At 71.4% G+C, this 19627-nt stretch carries 21 protein-coding genes; 11 read left to right on the top strand and 10 right to left on the bottom strand.

The genetic code is table 11. The features are described from left to right. Positions 1 to 49: 49 nt before the first annotated feature. From ACFP3U_RS20775 to ACFP3U_RS20755, 5 genes are all read right to left on the bottom strand, one after another. The gene (locus tag ACFP3U_RS20775; protein ID WP_380227094.1) at positions 50 to 799 is read right to left on the bottom strand and encodes a hypothetical protein; all 750 of its coding nucleotides are present in this window, start codon (positions 797 to 799) and stop codon (positions 50 to 52) included. 430 nt (positions 800 to 1229) lie between these two features. Beyond that, complete coding sequence (tgmC, locus tag ACFP3U_RS20770) at positions 1230 to 2396, bottom strand: ATP-grasp peptide maturase system methyltransferase (RefSeq protein ID WP_380227093.1); 1167 nt, start codon at positions 2394 to 2396, stop codon at positions 1230 to 1232. Then, complete coding sequence (gene tgmB, locus ACFP3U_RS20765) at positions 2393 to 3364, bottom strand: ATP-grasp ribosomal peptide maturase (protein WP_380227092.1); 972 nt, start codon at positions 3362 to 3364, stop codon at positions 2393 to 2395. The genes tgmC and tgmB overlap by 4 nt, the downstream gene beginning before the upstream one ends. Further along, positions 3364 to 3600, bottom strand: coding sequence for a putative ATP-grasp-modified RiPP (tgmA, locus tag ACFP3U_RS20760; protein WP_380227131.1), 237 nt, complete (start codon positions 3598 to 3600; stop codon positions 3364 to 3366). Before tgmA ends, tgmB begins: the two co-directional genes overlap by 1 nt. 168 nt (positions 3601 to 3768) lie before the next feature. Next, complete coding sequence (locus ACFP3U_RS20755) at positions 3769 to 4617, bottom strand: helix-turn-helix domain-containing protein (RefSeq protein ID WP_380227091.1); 849 nt, start codon at positions 4615 to 4617, stop codon at positions 3769 to 3771. Between the two features lie 529 nt (positions 4618 to 5146). On the opposite strand from ACFP3U_RS20755, the gene ACFP3U_RS20750 reads away from it, so the two are divergent. The 3 genes from ACFP3U_RS20750 to ACFP3U_RS20740 all read left to right on the top strand — a co-directional run bounded on the left by ACFP3U_RS20750 (position 5147) and on the right by ACFP3U_RS20740 (position 7709). Continuing rightward, positions 5147 to 5296, top strand: a complete 150-nt coding sequence (locus tag ACFP3U_RS20750) for a hypothetical protein (RefSeq protein ID WP_380227090.1) — start codon at positions 5147 to 5149, stop codon at positions 5294 to 5296. Beyond that, positions 5293 to 5727, top strand: a complete 435-nt coding sequence (locus ACFP3U_RS20745; protein ID WP_380227089.1) for an NUDIX domain-containing protein — start codon at positions 5293 to 5295, stop codon at positions 5725 to 5727. Before ACFP3U_RS20750 ends, ACFP3U_RS20745 begins: the two co-directional genes overlap by 4 nt. Before the next feature lie 704 nt (positions 5728 to 6431). Continuing rightward, positions 6432 to 7709 (top strand): serine hydrolase domain-containing protein, encoded by a 1278-nt coding sequence (locus ACFP3U_RS20740; protein ID WP_380227088.1) that lies wholly within the window; start codon positions 6432 to 6434, stop codon positions 7707 to 7709. Positions 7710 to 8113: 404 nt separating this feature from the next. Here ACFP3U_RS20740 and ACFP3U_RS20735 read toward each other — a convergent pair whose 3' ends face one another. Further along, a complete protein-coding gene (locus ACFP3U_RS20735; protein ID WP_380227087.1) occupies positions 8114 to 8953 on the bottom strand; it encodes an SDR family oxidoreductase in 840 nt (279 codons plus the stop codon). Positions 8954 to 9052: 99 nt separating this feature from the next. Here ACFP3U_RS20735 and ACFP3U_RS20730 point away from each other — a divergent pair, with 99 nt between their 5' ends. Continuing rightward, positions 9053 to 9439, top strand: coding sequence for a winged helix-turn-helix transcriptional regulator (locus ACFP3U_RS20730; protein ID WP_380227086.1), 387 nt, complete (start codon positions 9053 to 9055; stop codon positions 9437 to 9439). Between the two features lie 246 nt (positions 9440 to 9685). On the opposite strand, the gene ACFP3U_RS20725 is transcribed toward ACFP3U_RS20730, so the two are convergent. The 3 genes from ACFP3U_RS20725 to ACFP3U_RS20715 all read right to left on the bottom strand — a co-directional run bounded on the left by ACFP3U_RS20725 (position 9686) and on the right by ACFP3U_RS20715 (position 12269). Then, positions 9686 to 10210, bottom strand: a complete 525-nt coding sequence (locus ACFP3U_RS20725; RefSeq protein WP_380227085.1) for a GNAT family N-acetyltransferase — start codon at positions 10208 to 10210, stop codon at positions 9686 to 9688. 285 nt (positions 10211 to 10495) lie between these two features. Then, positions 10496 to 11014 (bottom strand): NUDIX domain-containing protein, encoded by a 519-nt coding sequence (locus ACFP3U_RS20720; protein ID WP_380227084.1) that lies wholly within the window; start codon positions 11012 to 11014, stop codon positions 10496 to 10498. Next, on the bottom strand, positions 10992 to 12269 hold the full coding sequence (locus ACFP3U_RS20715; RefSeq protein WP_380227083.1) for a helix-turn-helix domain-containing protein: 1278 nt from the start codon (positions 12267 to 12269) through the stop codon (positions 10992 to 10994). The genes ACFP3U_RS20720 and ACFP3U_RS20715 overlap by 23 nt, the downstream gene beginning before the upstream one ends. A gap of 156 nt (positions 12270 to 12425) precedes the next feature. Here ACFP3U_RS20715 and ACFP3U_RS20710 point away from each other — a divergent pair, with 156 nt between their 5' ends. The 4 genes from ACFP3U_RS20710 to ACFP3U_RS20695 all read left to right on the top strand — a co-directional run bounded on the left by ACFP3U_RS20710 (position 12426) and on the right by ACFP3U_RS20695 (position 14166). Beyond that, complete coding sequence (locus ACFP3U_RS20710; protein WP_380227082.1) at positions 12426 to 12893, top strand: hypothetical protein; 468 nt, start codon at positions 12426 to 12428, stop codon at positions 12891 to 12893. A gap of 2 nt (positions 12894 to 12895) precedes the next feature. Then, positions 12896 to 13180, top strand: coding sequence for a DUF7848 domain-containing protein (locus ACFP3U_RS20705; RefSeq protein ID WP_380227081.1), 285 nt, complete (start codon positions 12896 to 12898; stop codon positions 13178 to 13180). A 237-nt stretch (positions 13181 to 13417) separates the two neighbouring features. Beyond that, positions 13418 to 13591, top strand: a complete 174-nt coding sequence (locus tag ACFP3U_RS20700) for a hypothetical protein (RefSeq protein WP_380227080.1) — start codon at positions 13418 to 13420, stop codon at positions 13589 to 13591. Positions 13592 to 13860: 269 nt separating this feature from the next. Further along, positions 13861 to 14166 (top strand): DUF6087 family protein, encoded by a 306-nt coding sequence (locus ACFP3U_RS20695; protein ID WP_380227079.1) that lies wholly within the window; start codon positions 13861 to 13863, stop codon positions 14164 to 14166. 360 nt (positions 14167 to 14526) lie between these two features. Here ACFP3U_RS20695 and ACFP3U_RS20690 read toward each other — a convergent pair whose 3' ends face one another. Continuing rightward, positions 14527 to 15432 carry an AraC family transcriptional regulator gene (locus ACFP3U_RS20690; RefSeq protein ID WP_380227078.1) on the bottom strand — a complete coding sequence of 302 codons (906 nt, stop codon included), beginning with the start codon at positions 15430 to 15432 and terminating at the stop codon, positions 14527 to 14529. Between the two features lie 187 nt (positions 15433 to 15619). Here ACFP3U_RS20690 and ACFP3U_RS20685 point away from each other — a divergent pair, with 187 nt between their 5' ends. From ACFP3U_RS20685 to ACFP3U_RS20675, 3 genes are all read left to right on the top strand, one after another. Beyond that, positions 15620 to 16393 carry a uracil-DNA glycosylase family protein gene (locus tag ACFP3U_RS20685; protein ID WP_380227077.1) on the top strand — a complete coding sequence of 258 codons (774 nt, stop codon included), beginning with the start codon at positions 15620 to 15622 and terminating at the stop codon, positions 16391 to 16393. After that, on the top strand, positions 16393 to 17964 hold the full coding sequence (locus ACFP3U_RS20680) for an amidohydrolase family protein (RefSeq protein WP_380227076.1): 1572 nt from the start codon (positions 16393 to 16395) through the stop codon (positions 17962 to 17964). The genes ACFP3U_RS20685 and ACFP3U_RS20680 overlap by 1 nt, the downstream gene beginning before the upstream one ends. An 82-nt stretch (positions 17965 to 18046) precedes the next feature. Then, a complete protein-coding gene (locus ACFP3U_RS20675; protein WP_380227075.1) occupies positions 18047 to 19627 on the top strand; it encodes a S41 family peptidase in 1581 nt (526 codons plus the stop codon).

Here is a 19627-nt window from a genome sequence, read left to right as displayed (position 1 = left end):
ATCGGGCGTAGTCGATCTTCCCCGGCGGAGACGTGGAGTAACCCCTCCACTACCGGCCAGTGGAGGGTGCGGCAGGATCGTAGGTCTTGACCTCGGAGTACTTCCACGAGCCGAACCGCCAGGTGCCGAGCCGGAGTTCCAGTTGCTGGTTCGGCGCGAGCGTCCCCGTGACCGTGATGTCCCGCCAGGACCTCCCGCTGTCCGAGCAGCCGTCCTCCTCGGAGTCCTTCCACTTCTCGCCGGTGCCGCCGTACTGGAGCCACACCGTGCTCCTGCCCGTCGCACCGCAGTTCGCCTGCAGGGATCCCGCCACCCGGTAGCTGCGGTTCCCCTCTCCGCTCCAGGTCAGCAGCCCGGAGAACGCCAGCACCGCCGCCGTGGCACCCCCGGACTTGTCATGGTCGACCTGGAAGAAGACCCGCTCCCCGGGCGCGTCGGGCCCGTCCAGGTACCTGTTCGCGCCGACCAGGAGCAGCACGTCCTCCCCCACCGGCGCGTCGGCGGCGATCATCCCGTGCGCGACCGCGTCCTGCCACGCGGGCGTCGCCGTCAGATCCCGGATCAACACGGGGCCGTCCCCGGAGGCGAAGAGCTCCTCCACCTCGGCCAGCCGCCGCTTCACATCCGCCCGCCCCTCCTCGTCGAGCAACTCCTCACGCGGGATGTCGACCAGCCCCTCCACATCGATGCCGGAGCCCATGAGGACTGCCCAGACCTCCTGCCCCGCGTCCGTCCTGACGATCGCCTCATGAAGCCTGCCCCGGGCGTCGACATCCAGCCCCTCCGCCCCAGAACCCACCGCCACCCGCACCCCGGGCGAGGCCCCAGCGGGCGAGGCCCCGACGGCAGACACGAGCAACGCTGCTGCGCAGGCCGCGAGCGCGACCCGCCTGATCCGATTCCTGTTCACACCAAGATCAACGACCCCACCCCCCACCCGTCACACCACGCTCTCCCATCACCGCAAGACCGGCCCGCAGCTCGCCTTCGAACCGGCCACACGGAAGGCGTTCATCACCTTCGCCACCACCACCGACGCCTGAAACGCCACCCTCCCGACGGCCCACCGCTTCCCGCGTCGGGCCGTCGGCACTCCCCTCCCACCCCGACAGACCGCAGCTGTACGGGCACCGGCCCGATGCCCCCTCCATACGGCCGAGCCGCCCGACGTCACCGACGCCGTTCCGCCAACCGGCGACGCGGGTGTGCCAGGGTACTGGGGGCACCGGTTAGACGAGGCGGTGTTCCCATCGGAGCTCGGGGTTGTCTCCGATCCAGTACGTGTGGGCCCTGTCGGTGATCCGGAGCTGCACGGCGGTGATGTCCGGGCGGCCGGCGTCCTGCCAGGCGAGAAGGGCCCGCTCGATGACGTCCCACAGGGCGACGGGGCCACCCTGGCGGACAGTCCACGCCTCGCCGTCGGCGATGAACTCCGCGAAGGACTCGCGGCCCGGGTCGAAGAGGTACAGGAGCTGTACGCCGTCGTCCGCCGTGGCCCGGACGAGCTGAGCACCGGGTGCGGCGAGCTGGGCGATGAAGGCCGGCATCCACTCACTGAGCACCGTCGGCGGCACCTCGGCGGCCCGGTCGCTCTCGGGGAAGGCCGTGCGGGCGGACAGGTCGCCGCCGATCGGCACGGCGGCCTGGGATCGGGCCTGCATGAACGAGGAGCGGTCGATGATCCGGCCCTCGGCGGTGCCGTCGTCGTTGACGACGACCTTGGCCAGGCCGGTCCCGTAGCCCCAGGAGCCGACCGTCGCCAGGACGATTCCACCCGGCTTGGTCTGGCGAATCCAGGTGTAGGGGATGCGGCTGACAGCGCAGGTGGCGATCACGCGGTCGTACGGAGCGCGGCGAGGATGCCCGAGGAGCCCGTCCCCGGTCACGGTCCAGGTCGAGATGCCGACCGCCTCCAGCGCCGCATCGGCGCGGGCCGCGACGTCCGGGTCCACCTCGACCGTCGTCACGTTGTCCTCGCCCAGGCGGTGACACATCAGCGCGGAGGAGTACCCGGTGCCGGTGCCGATCTCCAGCACCTGGTGCCCGTCCTCCACGTCCAGGCGCTCGATCATGTCGAGCACGGTGACGGGCGTGGTGGACGACGACGTCGGCGAGCCCGTTACGAGGCCGGCCGCCTGGTCGGCGGTCAGGTGCCCGTCGAGCTGGGTGGTCAACGACTCGTCGCTGTACGCGATCTCCACCCATGCGGTCGCCGCGGTTCCCGCTGCGGTGGCGACGCGCCACCGGCCGCCGTCGGCGGGGAGGAAGACCCCGGGGTTCAGGAAGTCCTCGCGCGGGACGGCCTCGACAGCCGCGCGCCATTCCGGCGTCTTCAGGACGCCGGCCTTCTCAAGCCGGTCGGCGAGGGCACGCCGATGGGTCACGGTGTTGGTCATGCGGTCTCTCCTCGGGTCAGCAGACCGGCGAACGCGACGGACATCTCCAGACCGGTCTCCTGCTCCAGCCAGCCCCATTGGCCGTTCGGGTTCAACTCCAGCCACCAGTAGTCACCGGCTCGGTCGACGGCCAGGTCGAACGACCCGGAGGCGAGTCCGAAGTGCTCCAAGATGCCGTGGAGCGCCTTCTTCAGGCGGTCGGGGATGTCTACCACCGTGTAAGCGAGAGCGGAGTAGTCCCTGCGCCAGTCCAGGAGGTCACAGTCGATCCGTACGGCGAACGTGCGCCGGCCGACCACCAGCACGCGTACGTCGGCCGCCTTGTCGATCCGGGCCTGGAAGAGGTGCGGTGTCACCCGCACGCTGTCGTCGAGCTCGTCCGCGGAAACCGGCTCCGCCCACCCGGTGAGTGGCACGCCGTCGCGCGCGTAGAGCGTCCACCGCAGCGTCTTGAAGATCACCCGGTCGTGGGCCGTGACGAACTGCCGGGCCTCGTCCGGGTCGTTGGTCACGATCGTCGCCGGCACGGACAGGCCGAGCCGTTGTGCGAGCGCGAGCTGGGCGGGCTTGTGGTCGGCCGCCGCATCGTTCACTGGGTGGTTCACCCACAGAGGCCCGTCCAGGGCGTACAGGGTGCCTGCGAGCCCGTAGCGAACCTGGGCGGCGGCGAAGCGGGCGTCGTCGTCGCCCAGCCCGGAGTTCTGAAAGGTGGGCCAGACGGGGCGGCGCCAGTACACCGCCCGAACGTGGGCCAGGTCGGCGATCCTCGACGGGGTACGAACCTGCCCGGCCACGGGGGCCGGGCAGGTTCCGAACCGAGCCGAGACCGTCAGCCCCGCACCGATGTCGGCGGGGTTGAACCTGACCACCGGAACATCACGCCGGTTCAGCTCCGTGATCACCATGTCAGCGGTCACGTCCGCCGCCTCGGTGACCACGAGAACCGGCCTCTCCTCGGTCGTCGGCATCAGTCCTGGGAGCTGTCCTGGTCGTGGCCCTGGTCGTTCTGCGAGTCCGAGTTCGTGGTGGTGCTGGTCTCGGTCCCGCTGCTGGTGCCGTGCTTGCCCATCTCGACCACCAGGCCGGACCGGTCACGGAACACGCCGAGCTGCGTCCGCCCGTCGATGCTGACCGACGTGTACGGGAGCCGGGTGGTGGTCGGGTACGGCGCGAGGCGGCCGGCACCCCACGGGCGGGTGGCCATCTCAGCCTTGGCCTCGGCGAGGAACTTCTGATCACTCGTCAGGACGTCGCGCTTCGTGGCAGCACTCATCGTCGGCCCACTCTCCTTCACTAGGTCCGGTGGAACGTGAGTAGACCGTAGGGAGGACGAAACTGGACGCTCAACGAGATTGCGATTTATTGCGTGACGTCACTCCAGGGAGGCGATGGCGTTGGCGATCAGGGTCCTCGCCCTGACGCCGTACACGGCCATGCCTTGCAGCTCAGCGAAGGTGTCAAGGTACTGGCGCACCTCGCTCGGTGCGGTCACGTTGACTGCCGCGGTGACAAGCTCGACCTGCACCCGGGATTCGTCGTAGACCCGGAAGGACTCCACGGGCCACAGCGTCCGAGGGGCAGCAAACGGGATCACTCCCAGGCTGACACGGGGCAGTGAGATCACGGTGAGGAGGTGACCGAGCTGACCGGCCATCGCCGCGGCGTCGCCGAGCTGGTACCTCAGCACCGACTCCTCAAGCAGGAACAGGAACCGGTGCCTGCCCCGGTGGATGATGCCTGCCCGCTCCATCTTTGTCGCGATGGCTTGTTCCATGTCTTCGTCGGAGCGGCTTCCGGCCGACCGAGACATGATCGCTCGCACGTAGGCGGACGTCTGAAGAACCCCAGGGATCACGTCCGACGTGTAGAAGCGGAACAACTGCGTCTGCTCGTACAGAGCGGCGTAGGACTCCTGGAGGCTCCGAAGCCCGGCCGACTTCAACCGCTTCCACTCGACGTACATGGACTCGACGGAGCGGGATGCGGCGATCAGGTCGGCCACCTGATCCTCGGCACCACAGGCGACGCACCACGCCCTGATGTCCGCCTCTGACGGTGCGATCTTGGCGTCTTGGAGGCGGGAAGTCTTGGCCGGGTGCCACCCGCAGAGTGCCGACAACTGCCGGCCATTGAGCTGAGCATCTCGGCGGAGGTTCTGGAGACGATCAGCGAGCGCCTTTCGGGCAGCTTGGGCGCTGGGCGATGCAGAGGCTGGTGACATATGTGGATGGTCCGATAGTCGTGCTGTGGACGGTCAGACAGAGAACTTCTCGTGGGGGACGGCCCGGTCGCGTTCCCCTGTGCGAAGCCAGCGAGCGAAGCCTCACGACTCGTCCCCGACGCCGTAGGCGCCACGCATCTCCAGGAGCACGGCCGACTTCGTCGTCTCCCTGAGCAGGGTCTCGAAGTCCGGCACGTCCGATTGCATCGCAAGCCTTCCTGATGAACGGGATCATGCTCTCGGGAATACTGATGACGGACTCGTGGGAGGGCACCCCGACCTTGTGGCCGGCAACCCACTCGGTCTCGTTGACCTCGGCGAACTCGTCCCCGGTGAGGGTTTCACTCTGGATGACGAGCCGACGCTGAGCGAGGTCAGCCCACACGGTGGGCGAACCCTCCTTCTCCGTGTCGGGGTCGATCCCGAAGAACTCTAGGCTCACGACTACCTCTCCCGTCATGCCGCTTGCGGAATCTTGCATCGACCATCGTCGCGCGTACACGTAGAGGCTGTCAGCGTTCCGGCCAACTTGAGGTCGGGGGACTTCCCCGTCGCCGAGCATGCCCACGGCCACATGATCAAGCTCCCGGTCTGGCATCGTGAGCAGGATCTCGAACTGGCCGGACAGTACGTTCGCGCGGCCGTCGAGATCAGCGAGAACCACAAGGAGCTGCTGTGACCACCGTCTCCCCCGAGTTCGTGGCCGACCTGGCCGCCGAGGCCGAAGCCGCGGGGATCACCGGCCTCGTGGCCGCCGCTGTGATCAACCACGAGGGCCGGATTCTGCTCGTACGTCGCAAGCCCGACGACTACCTGGGCGGGATGTGGGAGATCCCGTCCGGAAAGGTCGAGACCGGGGAGACCGTCCTGGACGGGCTGCGCCGGGAGACGACCGAGGAAACCGGCCTGGCCATTGACCGGATCACCGGCTACCTCGGGCACTTCGACTACCGCAACAGCCACGGCGGCACCACCCGCCAGCTCAACTTCGCCGTCACCGTCGAACGGACCGAGCCGATCGTCCTCACCGAACACGACGCACACCGGTGGGCGCTCCCCGCCGAACTGCCCGAAGTCAGCGACGCGGTCCGTCAGCTGATCACCAGCTGAGGCACCGAAACGGCGGTGGCGAGTGGGAAGTCGGCCCCGTCGACTTCCCACTCCGAGACCCCCGGCGCCGTCCACGTCCGCGACTCCAAGGAGAAGGCCGGCCCGCCGCTCCCCCGCGGCGGGCCCACTGCATTCCCCTCCCACCCCGACAGATCACAGCTGTATGGCATCGGCGTCGGCCGACCGGGCCGTCCCTACTCCGGAGGGACTACTCCGGCGTCCGTCCGGAGCAGGCCCCTGTTGTGATCAGCGGCCGGGCGCACACTGATCGAGCAGATAGAGCCGGGTGCTGGGCCCCGCTTCCAGGCCGAGGTAGCCGGGTGCGCCGATCACGACCATGGCGGCGAAGGCGAGCGTCTCGGCGATATCCGCTCATCGCGAAGGGAGAACGTAAACGATCACCTGGACGGGCTTCCGTCGGGGCATCGACGGTCGCTGAGCTGCTGGCTGACCAAGGGAGAGGTCCAGCGCGGAGTGGGAAGTCGACGGATCCGACTTCCCACTCCGCGTCCGGCGCCGGTCCGGGGTGGGAGATCAAGTCAAGCTCCACGGAGGGGATTTCGGAGGACGGCGCCCTCAACCACAGGTGGAGCGCAAGTCGTCGGGCAGAGGCAGTGGAGGGCCTTCCACAGGACGACGCGGGTGGGCGGTGCGGGTGCGAACGTGGGGGTGGGGCCCGGGGGTCGGGTCCGGGAGGGATTGCCATGAACGCCGATCACTTGGCCGGGGCGGGTCGTCGGGGGCGGCTCGGGCTGCGGCTCGCGGCCGTCGCGGTGGCCGGGGTCACGGTCGCCACGCTCGCTCCGACGGCTGCGGTGGCGGCGGGGGTGGAGGTGCCTGCGGCCGTGGGGGCGGCGGGGACGGAGGAGGAGCGGCGCCGGCCGGCCGTCGACCTGGGCCCGGAGCTGCGGGCCCTCGTCGAGCGCGGCGGCGCGACGGCCGCGGTCGGCGAGGCGCGCGAGAACGGGCGCCGGGCGTGGCGCGACGCCGCCGGGGTCGTCGACCTGGGCTCCGGGCGCGCGGCGCGGGCCGACGGCCGGTTCCGGATCGGCAGCGTGACCAAGACCTTCGTGTCGACGGTGGTGCTGCAGCTCGTCGACGAGGGCCGGCTCCGGCTGGACGACCCGGTGGAGCGGTACCTGCCGGGCATCGTGCCGAACGGCGGCGCGATCACGCTGCGGCAGTTGCTGAACCACACCAGCGGCCTGTTCGACTACCTGGAGGACCAGCGGTTCCTCTACCACGACGACGCGAGCCTGCGCTCCTACCTCGCGAAGGGGCGCTGGACGGACTTCCGCCCGGAGGACCTCGTCGCCGTCAGCGCCGGGCACGCGCCGTACTTCGCGCCCGGACAGGGCTGGCACTACTCCAACACCAACTACATCCTGACCGGGATGATCATCCGAAAGGTCACCGGGCGCACCTGGCAGCGCGAGGTGGAGCGGCGGATCGTCGGGCCGCTGCGCCTCGACGCCACGACGTTCCCGGGCTCGTCGCCCGGGATACCCGGCCCGCACGCGCACGGGTACGTCCAACTGCCGGAGGGCCCGGCGGACATCACCCTGATCAACCCGACCGTCGCGGACGCCGCCGGCAACGGCATCTCCACCGCCGCCGACCTCGACCGCTTCCACGCCGCCCTGTTCGGCGGCAGGCTGCTGTCGCCCGCGCGGCTGGCCGAGATGACGACGGCCGTACCGGCGCCGATGATCGCCGCGCACTACGGGCTGGGCCTGATCCGCTACGACCTGCCGTGCGGCGAGGTCTGGGGCCACACCGGCGGCATCCCCGGCTACAACACGATCCTGCTCGGGGCGCGGGACGGCTCGCGGCAGTTCGCCCTCTCGTTCAACGTGCTGGAGGGTGCCGAGACCGACGAGACCGGCGCGGCGATCGACGCGTTCTTCATGAAGGCGGCGTGCGGGGCTGGCCCAGCGGCGAGGGACGGGCGCGTCGGCTCCCCCTTGAAGCTGCTGCGCTGACGGGACGGCCGACGGCCCGCCGCGCGTATCGTCGCGGCGGGCCCTCGCCGTTACCGGCCTCGGCCGGACCAGGTCTCGCGGCTGATCGCGTATTCGACGTCGCCGTGCTCGGACCCCTCGATGGGATCGGGCCAGTCCTCGGCGACGCCCACCCCGCGAACGCCCCGGACACCCGTTCCACCACGGCGAAGCAGCCCTGGCCGGGCGGCAGTTCACCGTACTCGCGGAGGATGCCGGGGAGCTGCCGCCGCTCCACGTCGACCCTGGGTACGGGACGGCCGTCGTCGATGTGCCGCATGCCGTCGGGGTGGCCGTGCAGGGCGGCGAGGGCGTCGACGTCCGCCGCCGTGAAGCGGGCCCGGCACGGGGCAGATGATTTCCGCCGCGGGCGCCCCCACCCCTTCTCAGCGGAATGCGGCGACGTGGCGGGCGGTCCAGTCGGCGAAGGAGCGCGGGGGGCGGCCGAGGAGTTGGTGGACGGCCGGGCTGACGCGGAGTTCGGCCTCGCTCGGGGCGCCGAGGATGTCGAGGGTGTCGTCGGCGAGTTCCACCGGCATGCTGCGGGCCATGGCCGCCCTGGCCTCGTCGCGGGTGAGCTCGTGGAAGCGCAGCGGCTCGCCCAGGGCGGCGGCGAGGTCCCGGGCCTGCCCGCGCGGGGTGATCACCTCCGGGCCGGTCAACTCGTACACGCCGCCGGTGTGCCGGTCCTCCAGCAGGCAGGCCGCCGCGACGTCGGCGATGTCCGCCGGGTCGACGACCGGCGCCCCGACGTCGCCGAACGGGGCCACGACGGTCCGCCGCGTCCGGACGGACTCGGCCCACCAGAGTACGTTGGAGGCGAAGCCGCCCGGCCGCAGCACCGCCCACTCGGGGACGGCCTCCCGGACCACGTCCTCCAGCGCCCGCATGGCGATCCGGGTCGGGCCGAACGGCCGGGTGGAGACGCCCTGCGTGGAGAGCAGCACGATCCGCCGGACCCCGGCCGCCGCCGCTCGGCGGACGAGGTCGGCCGGGGCGGTCCCGGGGCCGTGCAGGTCGCCCGAGAGCAGCAGGAACAGCGCCTTCGCCCCGGTGAGCGCCGGCTCCAGGGCGGCCGGATCCGCCAGGTCGGCCACCACATGGCGGACGCCGTCCGGTACGGGCGCCGCGTGCCGCGACACCGCCGTCACCTGCTCGCCCGCGTCGGCCAGCGCCCGCGTCAGCGGCCCGCCGATGTTTCCGGTGGCCCCGGTCACCACGATCATGGTCAGCTCCTCGCTCGATGTCCTTGGGGGGTACGGGTACTGACGCTAGGACGGCAGACTCACCCCTGGTAAGGACATACCTGGAGGTAAGCTCCGGACATGACGGAAGGTTCGCAGCCAGGACGCGCCGACACCGGCCAGCGGTATGAGGTGTTTCACACCGACTGCGCGGCGCGCGACACGGTCGACCACGTGACCAGCCGGTGGGGCGTCTGGGTGCTGATCTCCTTGCAGCGCCACGACCTCCGGTTCTACGAGCTGCGCGACAGCATCCGGGGCATCAGCGAGAAGATGCTCGCCCAGACCCTGCGCGCACTGGTCCAGGACGGCCTGGTGTGGCGGACGGTCGAGCCGACGACGCCGCCCCAGGTCACCTACGGGCTCACCGAGTTCGGCCGGGACGTCGGCGAGCCGCTACTGGACCTGTTCGACCGGATCACCCGCCGGCTGGCCCCGGAGGCCGGGGACCGGGAAGCGGCCGGCTAAGCGGCGCGGGCGGGGCGGTGGACGATCTTCCTCATCCACACCGACCTGCCGAGGAACGGCAACTCCCGGCTGCACATGGACGTCAACCCCACCGACCTGAACACTCCGAATTCTGAGTTCTGGAGTGCGCCCCGGTGTCGGTGGTCCACCCCGAAGCTGGTCGCCGAGCCGCTGGCCCTCGTGGTGCAGCAGCAGTGCGGCCCCGCCCATCCCGGAGCAGCGGGACGGCGGGGCCTGGGGGCAGTGCTACCGAAGCTTCCGAAGCATGACCGCGTATCGAGGCGAGTCCGGGAAGGGCTGCCTGTCGCCGACCTTTCGGTAGCCCCACGACTCGTAGAGCGCTTGGACCTTGGGGTGCGCAGGGTCCACCAGGAGCACCGCCAGAGCCTCGGGCCGGTTCGCCATCAAGGCCGAGTGCAAGCGTTCGGCGGCCCCGGTCTTGCGCCACCGGGAGCGCACCATCAACTCGGAGAACGAGAACGTTGAATCCCGTTCCGGCGCCGGGACGACGTGCTCACGCCACCACTCGCGTCCGGTCTTCGCCGGCGCCCCGTAGGCGAACCCGATCGGTTCCTCTCCGTCGAACCCCACCACGCACGCGAAGCCGTCCAGCGCCGACCAGTGGTCAACGAACCAGGGGAAACGCCGCACGAACGGATCGTCCATCTCGGCCGCGTAGGCATCCGTGTGTACGTCGAGCAGCAACTGTCGGAAACCTTCGGGCAGCTCACCGTGGCGGTAGTGCTTAAGTTCGATCATGGTCGGTTCCATTCGGTCCGGGATTGGTCCGGAATCGGTCCGCCCACTCTCGCGCACTGGGGGTGGTCACGGAAAGGGTCAACAGCTAGCGGTGGAAGTCACCGAGCGCTGTCCGCACCCGGCCTGGTAGGTCGACCCCGGCCATCAAGTCGAACACACTGCTGGCGGTGTGTACGGCCAGTGGGGCGTCACCCTGCCGAACCTGCGCGAGGGCAAGCCGTGCCGTTGCCAGTGCCCGGTTCCGCCGGAACTGGTGGGGCAGCAGTCCGAGCGCGCGGCGGTACAGCCGCGTGCCGTTCAGCCGATCAGGTGTCCGTCGTTCAGGTAGCGGGGTTGCCCGTCCTTGAGCGCTGCCATCGCGGCGTCGTAGCGGGGCACCAGCCGAGTGCGCAACAGCCGACGCACGTCGGCAGGCGCAAGCATCGCGGCTTCCGTCAGCTCGGCATCGTGGGGGCGAAGAGCATTGGCCTGGTCCGTGGTGATCTCGCCGCCGTCGAAGATGAACGCGATTTGATCATCCCAAGGCCCATGCGGGGGAACCCAGTCGACGACGAGGAGCCCGCGAGGGTGGATCTCCAGCCCGAGTTCTTCGCGCAGTTCGCGGCGTGCTGCCGCTTCGGGGGCCTCGTTCGCCTCAGCCATCCCTCCGGGCAGATCCCAGCCTGGTTTGTAGTCGGGATTCACGGCCAAGACCCGGCCCGCAGGATCTCGAACGATCACATCGGCGGCGACGCGCTTCCTGGCCTGCCGGGCGTTGCCCTCGGCAAGGTAGGCATTCCACGCTTCCGGATCGTCAGGTGTCGGTGTCGTCCCCACTGCCGTTCCCTCCCCTTGACGGCGGCATGATGTCGGCCAGCAGCAGCGCCCGAGTTCTGCGCGCCTCCGCGAATCGTGCCAGATACTCACGGACCGGAGGGTATTCGGCATGGTCGGTGAGCCGATCTCGGAGACTGTCGAGCTGGTGCACGACTCTGACTGACCCGAGCGTAGGGCTTGTTGCGAGAAGTTCGGCCCCGACGCTGACAGCGGCGTCCAGGTCCCTGCGCTGTACATGAACAGCGGCGAGCGTAATCCGACTCAACGCAAGTGATCTTGCCCGGCCATGGCCCCGAAGTCGCACAGCCTCCTGTGCGTGCCCGAGCGCGTCGCCATGTCGGCCCAAGTCCTTGAACACCAAGGCGGATTCGCTGGCCAGCGCGGCATGGTCGAAGGGGCTGAGCCAGGGATGCGAGTCGCCCGACTCCCGGTCGAGAAGCGTGCGCGCCCGCCCCAATGCATCGACGGCCGGACCGGACTGCCCGAGCGCCGCGAGGGCACGCGCATGCATCGTGTAAAGCCGCGCGGTCAGACTCGGCAAGTGGGGACCGTCCCGGGCGATCTCCGTCCCGGTCAGTGCCCAGTGTGCAGCCTGCTTGGCGTCGCCGGACTGCAGGGAGAGGTGACTGCTGCTCGCGGCCACGTGCGCGGCGAACGGTTGATCACCCGAGATCCGCGCGAGGGGCAATGCTTTGGCGAAGTGAGCCGCCGCCAGGCGGTCCTGGCCCGAGTCGTGTGCCATCCAACCGGCCATTTCGGTGAGTGCCGCGGCAGCACCGAAGACGCTCGGGCCTGTCGTGCCGTCCATCAAACGAGGGGCCACACTCACCCGCAGGTGCCGAACAACTGCGCTGTACAGCCGCCCGCCGCCGGCTTGGCGGTCTGCCTCCCGGAACGCATCCATTGCCGCGAGGTCGTCGGACTCGGCCAGTACTTCCGCCAGAGCAACCGCCCGTACCGGCGCGGTGGGCTCCCATGGACGCGCCGCGAGGCCGAGCAATGCGCCCGGGATGTGGAATGCGTCGGCCAGTTGCTCGAACATCGAGAGCTTTTCGACCCGAGTTCGGCCGTTCATGTAGTCGTACAGGCGGCCTTGAGTGATATCGGCTGCCGCGGCAAGTCGGCGAGTGCTGACGCCTCGGCTGTTCAGCAGCTTGAACAGTGCGCCGATGTCACGTGCTCGGAGGATGGCACGCAACCGCTCATCTCCGAGGAGCCCCGCGACGACGTCGCGCGGTGATGGTGGCTGGTCCACGGCTTCGCTCCCCCTGACAACGTGCTCCGATGGTAAGCCCACAGCGTGTACACAGACTCCAACTTGGAGTCACCGGCTTGGAGTCTCCGGGCGAGGGCTTCGCTTTGTTGAATGGCGGCACTGGAGAAGGTCCACCGTCCAACGCGAGGGGTCACCGTGGCCAACCAGAAGTTGCGCAAGATCACTAAGGGGCAGCGCAGGCAGGCGCGCACCGCGTGCGAAGCCCTGCGCGAGGTCGCCGAAGCGGCCGGGTGCCAACTGCCCTCGCTCGGCGTCGACTCGCCCTCACTGATCACTGGGGAAGTCCTGGTGGATCTGGGCCGAGCCCGGCCCGACTCGGTGCTCAACCTGGTGGACGTGCTCCGGGTCGGGCTCGCCACGCTCGCCGCGGAGTCGAGCCCCGTCACCCCGCTGTTCCGCCCGACGGTCGGTGACCTGGTGGTGGACACGGCGTCGGGGCGGGTCGGTGAGTACAAGGGTGCCGCCGACGCCGGATGGACCCTCGGCCCGTGGCTCATGGACGGACCCACGTGGACAGCCGACCCGCTGCACGTCCGGGCTCCGACCGTCAACGAGAAGGTGCGTGCGGCAATGACGATTCCCGATCCCGTGAAGGCTGGTTGAACGTGGCGCTCGAAGCACCCGCCCGAGAGATCGGCAAGCGGAGGCTGTTCCGTTTCGTGGACTGGGCATTCGGACCGGACCCCGACCGGGACGAAGTCCACTTGGTCTACTGCGACGGCGAGGACGAAGCCGGCAACCCGTGCGGCGCGGACTCGGGCGAGCACGGCGACCGCGAGACGGCCGAGATGTGGGCGTTCGAGCACGCGGCGGAGCAGCCCGACCACCGGAGCTACGGGCACTTGGCCTACCGCCCCATGATCACGGTCCCGAATGAGGAGCCGACGTGACCCGCGAGAGCCTGGTGACCGGGCTGCTGGTGCTCGGGGTCGGCGCCGGGCCGGCTGGTCTCGCGCTCGGCCTCGCCCTGGTCGTTCCGTCGGGGATCGGACCAGGGCGACCCCTCTCGACTCCCGGCGGTGCCTGCGCCCGTCGGGCTGCACAACCCCCGCCCCGGTGACGGGACTTGGACGGCCCGGACGACCGGGGCGGGGCCTCTGATCGCTACTACTGATGTTGGGGACCACATGAGCGACCCGGACAACTTCGGCGACGACGATTCGGCGTTGGACTTCGCCGCCGATCTCGGCGCCATCTCCAACTTGAGTCGAGACGACACCGTCGACCCCCAGTTCCGCGCCATGGCGCAGGAAACGGGCGCCAACCTGCGGTACGACCAGCACGGGCAGGTCCCGGGCTGATCCGCATAGCTCCCGTCCCGGCGATCGGAAAAGGGTCTTCGCCGGGACGGGGTTCCACCCCTGCCTCACGGCAGGTACTCGCTGCGCCCCGGAGTGCAGCGGGAGCACCGGCACCGCCCGCCGGGTGTTGGGGAACACTGGCGGGACGGGAACGAGTACGCCGAGGCTCTGGAGACCAGGGCGCCGTTCGCCTTGGTCGGTTGGCCGTTACCACCGAGCGGCGGTGCCCACTAGCCTTTGAGTGACGGTGAGGGAGAGGTGAGGACCCCGTGCTCGAACCCGACGACGAAACCATGTCCGGCTGGTACACCGCCCGGGGCGACCGGCGTCGGCCGCCGGGCACGCGGGACGCCATGGTCCTGGACCCCGTGGGCCGGCGCGGTCGCCTCTTCGAGGACACGCCCCGGCTGGTGGTCGAGTGGGACGGATCGGAGTGGCAGCCGGTAGGTGTGGCCGAGAACTACTCGGACGCGTATGCGGTCATCGTCCGGCGGGGCGCCGACTTTGCTCCGCCGCAGGATGACACCCCCGTTGCTCTACTGCGCAAGGGCAACGGGCGGCACCGGAAGGACTGAGGGCGGTGGGCTCCCAGGGGATGCGGGGCTGTCACTGATTCGACCCATGCCACCCCAATCACACGTCTTCGGAGACCTGGCGGGCAACGGGTTCTGCCTGTTCGAGAGCCACCTCGCGCCGCTCTGAGGTCTTCGGGCGCGCGGAGTGGGAAGTCGGCGCCGTCGACTTCCCACTGGGTGGGCGCGGGCGCGCCGTGGGTCGGTTGGTCTTCGACGAGCGGGCTGAACACGTACGCGTTTTTGAAGCAAAGGACGGGCCCGACGGCGATCGGGGCGGCTCCCCCGATGCCGCCCCGTGCGGTCAGCATGCCGGGTGGGAGAGGGCGCGGGCTTGTAAGAATGCGCACACCGGTCGGCTGGTCAGTGGTCGACCAACTGGATCGCGGTGGTCACCCGGCCGGCGAGGCGGTCGGTGGGCTCGGGGGCTTCGGCGGCGTGGCGGGAGGCGAAGAAGGCCGTCGGCGGGCAGCCCACCATGGCGCGGAAGGTGTGGACGAGGTGGGCCTGGTCGTAGAAGCCGCAGTGGTCGGCGATCCGGGCGCCGCCCCAGCCGGGGCGCCGTTCGTAGGCCAGCAGGGCGCGCTGGAGACGGAGGATGTCGGCGGCCTGTTTCGGTGCCAGGCCGAGGTGTTCGCGGAAGCGCTGCTCCAGTCGGCGGCGGCTCCAGCCGGTGCCGTCCACGAGGGTGCGGACCGGGGTGCGGCCGTGGGAGGCGCGCAGTTGCTCCCAGGCCCAGGTCACCGACGGGTCCCAGAGCCGCCCGGCGGCGAACCGCGCGTCGAAGTAGGCGTCGAGGAGGGCGAACCGCAGCTTCCAGGTGGGCGCCTCGCAGAGGCGTTCGGCGAGTTCGCGCGGGCCTCGGCCGGGGAAGGCGGCCGCCGCCTCGGTCCACCGGCCGCCCAGGTCGCCGAGCGCCGGGCCGAGGATCCGGTAGGCGCCCTGGGGGGTGAGCGAGACAGCCAGGCCGTGCAGCCGGCCGCTGTGCTCGGCGACGGTGGCGGTCCGGCGCAGCCCGGCGAACACGGAGCCGAAGGACGCGGTGTCGGCGGGGGCGACGGCGTCGGTGAGCCGGATCTCGCCGTCGAAGCCGAAGGTCAGGGTCACCACGTCGGTGGGCACTTCCAGCCTGCGTCGGGGCCGGTCCGAGCTTAGCCGGTAGCCGCGGTAGCCGAGGACGTACTCGCGCAGGCGCGGCCGGGCCGCGCCGTACGCCATCTCGATCTCGCCGCCGACGACGAGGTCCGGTGTTGCGTCCGTTCGTTCCATGGCCGCTCCCGTATCGCAGAGACGTCGCAGAGACGTGGCACCGACGTCGCGGAGACATTGACGTGTCCACGATTTCATGGCGCGGCCGTCCCGGTGCCCGTCGGACGGATTGCGGGGACGGGACGGGTGTGGTGCTGTGGAAGGGACACCGGAACGGCCGCACCGCCAGGCTGGAGGTGGCCTCCAGATGCCCGACTTCGACCGCGGGCCGACCGCCGCATCAGCGACGCTCTTCGCCCGGGTGCCCGACCCTCCCGACCCCGAGTCCTTCTGGTTCGACTGGGGCCCGGTCTTCTACCGAGGCCGGCTCGACGGCTCGGCCCGGGTGCTGGTCGTGGCCTCCGACCCCGGACCGACCGAACGGATCGCCGGCCGCAACCTCGTCGGCAACGCCGGCCAGCGGGTGCAGGGCTTCCTGACCAGACTCGGCCTCACCCGCTCCTACGTCTGCCTCAACGCGTGGGCGTACGCCGTCCACCCCTCGCGCGCCGAGGCGATGAAGGAACGGCTCGACGATCCCGCGCAACTCCAGTGGCGCAACGAGGTGTTCACGGCGGCGGTCGGCCCCGCGTTACAGGCCGTGGTCGCGATGGGGTTCATGGCGCAGGAGGCGGTCCGGCTCTGGGACGAGCGCCCGGCCGGCGCCGCCCTGGTGAAGGTCCCCCACCCGTCGAGCCACGACCCGGTGGCCCTGCTGGACGGCTGGCGCGCGGCGATCGACACGCTGCGCCCGATCGTCGCGCCGGACGAGGACGGCGACAACACCGGCCCGAACTACGGAGCGGAGTTCGCGGAGTCCGACTACCGGCCGATCCCCCGGAGCGACCTACCGTTCGGCGCACCGGCGTTCCTGGGCGACGACGCCTGGGTCCGCACCCGCCCGGCCGGGGCGGCGCAGAACGCCGTCAGCCGCCCGTCCCCGGACGACGGCCACACCCTGCTCTGGAAGGCGCCGAGCTGATGGCCCTCGTCCTGCGCGGCACCGTGGTCACCTTCGACCGCGAGCACCGGATCCTCGACCCCGGCGCGGTGTTCGTCGGCGACGACGGGCGCTTGGACGCCGTCCAAACGAACGGGCAGGCCGCGCCGAGCGGGTTCGCCGACGCCCCGGTCGTCGACCTCACCGGCACCGACGCGCTGATCCTGCCCGGCCTGATCGACCTGCACAACCACGTCGCCTACAACACCCTCCCGCTCTGGGAGGCGGTCGGCGTCCCGTACCTGCACCACGACCGCTGGGTGGACGAGAAGCACCCGCCGGACTACTCGACCACCGTCACCTGGCCGCACAAGGTGCTCGGCCGCGCCGCGCCCGAGGCGCTGCTCGCCTACATCGGCGTCAAGGCGCTGGTCGGCGGCACCACGTCGATCCAGGGCGCGCCCCGCGCCACCCGGGCGATCGACGGCGGGCCGGTGCGGCTCGTCGACACCGAGAAGCTGCCGACGGGCCGCGACATGGTGCTGACCGCCGCCCTCCAGCAGGACGCCGAGGTGCTGCGCAACGAGACGGCGGCGAAGCTCGACGGCACCCGGGTGCTGATCTACCACGTCGCCGAGGGGCGGCGCGCCGAGGAGCCGGACCCGGCCCACCCGGTGTCGGTCGTCCACCGCGAGTTCGCCGACCTCGACCCCTGCCTGCGGCCGGGGCTGGTCTGCGTGCACGGGACGGCGCTCACCCCCGCCGAGTTCACCGCCTGGCAACGGGCCGTGACGGCGGTCGACGCCGCCGAGCGGGGCACCGTGGTCTGGTCGCCGTTCTCCAACCACTGGCTCTACCACGAGACGACGGACGTGGTCGCGGCGGACGCCGCCGGGCTGCGGATCGCGCTGGGCTCCGACTGGTCGCCGTCCGGGACCAAGCACGTGCTCGGCGAGCTCAAGGTCGCCGACGGCATCGACCGCCACGAGCTGGGCGGCCACTTCGGCGACCGCGCGCTGTGCGACATGGTCACCGCCAACCCCGGCGACGCGCTCGCCACCGCCTGGGGGCCGCAGATCGGCCGGCTGGAGACCGGCAGCGCCGCCGACCTGCTCGTCCTCGACCGCCACGCGCCCGGCGCGGACGCGTACCGCAACCTCGTCGACGCGACCGAGCGCCACGTCCTGCTGGTCGTCGTCCGCGGCCGGCCGCGCTACGGGGCGCAGCCGCTGATGACCGCCGCCGGGGCCACGGACACCAGCGCCGTCGCGCCCGCGCCCGGGCTGCGCCGCCGGGTCGCCCTGGACGGAGCGGACTGGCCGGCCGTCAAGCGGGCCCTGGAGAAGGTCCGGCAGGACCCGCAGGCGGCCTGGCGCGACGCCCAGGAGGGGCTCGCCGCGTGGGGCGGGCCGCTCGACGACCCCGACGCGCCGCTCGCCCTGTTCGGCGACATGCCCGAGGGCGAGGAGACGGCCCTCGCGGGCGCCGAGGACCTCCCGCCCGGCGTGGTCGTCCCGCCCCCGGACTCGCTGACGCACGACGCGGCGTTCTTCGCCGCCGTGGAGCGCAGCGGGATCGCGGCGCTGACCCGTCTGAAGGACTTCTACCCGTGAGCCGCGACGTGCTCCTACCCGTGAGCCCTGGCGTACTCGCACCCGTGAGCCCTGGCGTACACGCACCCCTGAGCGGCCGGCCATGAGCCCGCGCGCCACCCGGCCGCAGCGGGCCCTGCCGGACTCGACCGGGCTCGACGCGTTCCTCGCCGGGGCCGCCGCCGACCCGCTGCCGCTCGCGGACCGCTACCGGCTGGTGGCCGCCGCCCGCCTCCTCGTCGAGGAGCTCTACGTCCACCTCCCGCTCAAGCGGGCCCGGTACGCCACCGACCCCGTCCAGCGGCTGCGCCTGCTGGAGCGCCGCGTCCCCGCGCTCAGCGAACTCCAGTTCCACGCCGAACTCGCCACCGTCTTCCGGGACCTGCGCGACCTGCACACCGTCTACCAGCTGCCCGACCCGTACCGCGGCCGGGTCGCCGTGCTCGGCCTGCTCGTCGAGCGGTACCACGACGCGGACGGCACGCCGCACTACCCCGTCTCGCGGATCGAGCCGTCCCTGCGGCACGGGGACTTCGACGTCGGGGTCGAACTGGAGCTGTGGAACGGCGTGCCGATCGAGCGCGCCGTCGAACGCGGCGCTGCCGCCCAGGTGGGTTGCAGTCCGGACGCGCGCCTGGCCCGCGGCCTGGAGTCGCTGACGCTGCGTCCGCTGCGGACCAGCCCGCCGCCCGACGAGCGCTGGGTGCTGCTCTCCTACCGGACGCCCGACGGCCGGCACCGCGAGACCCGGGTGCCGTGGCGGGTGCGCGCCGCCGGCCGGCACCGCGGGCAGGACCAGGACCCGGTGCCCACCCTCGGCACCCACCTCGGCATCGACGCCGGGAACGAGGCCACCCGCCAGGCCAAGCGCTCGCTGTTCGCCCCCGCCCCGGCCCGGCGCTCGGCGGCCCGGACGCCCCGGGACGTCCTCGCCCACCGGACGGTCCGCGGGCGCCGTCCGTACGGGTACCTGCGCGTCTACTCGTTCAATGTCGCGAGCGCGCGGCGGTTCGCCGAGGAGGTGGCGGCGATCACGGCCAAGGCCCCGCCGGACGGGCTGGTGGTGGACGTCCGCGGCAACCCGGGCGGCAACATCCTGGCCGCCGAGGCCGCCCTGCGGGTGCTCAGCGAGCACCCCGTCGACCCGGTCCGCTTCTCGCTGCCGACCACCCGCGCCGCGCTCGCCCTGGTCCGCGCCGACCCGGCGCTGCGCCCGTGGACGGGCTCGATCCGCGACGCCGTGGAGACGGGCGAAACGTACTCGCGGGCCCTCCCGCTGACCGACCCCGAGGCGGTCGCCGACGGGCTGCCGCACTACCCGGGCCCCAAGGTCCTGATCGTCGACGCGCTCACCTACTCGGCCGCCGACATCTTCGCCGCCGGCTTCGCGGACAACGGCCTCGGGCCCGTCCTCGGCACCGCCGCCACCACCGGCGCGGGCGGGGCCAACGTGTGGACGTACGAGCTGCTGAGCATGTGGCTGCCCGAGCTGCTGGGCGGCCTGCCGCGCGGGGCCGGGTTCCGGGTCGCCCTGCGCCGCGCCACCCGGGGCGGGCGGAGCAGCGGCCTCCCGCTGGAGGACTTCGGGGTGGCGGCGGACCAGCTCCACCGGCCGACCAGGCGCGACGTGCTCGGGCGCAACCAGGACCTGCTGGCGGCGGCGTCCGCGCTGCTGGGGGGCTGA

The sequence above is a fragment of the Kitasatospora misakiensis genome (genome assembly GCF_042656005.1).
Classification (GTDB): Bacteria; Actinomycetota; Actinomycetes; order Streptomycetales; family Streptomycetaceae; genus Kitasatospora; species Kitasatospora misakiensis.
Note: the sequence above shows the minus strand (reverse complement) of the source record. Positions and strands in the feature narration are given on the sequence as shown.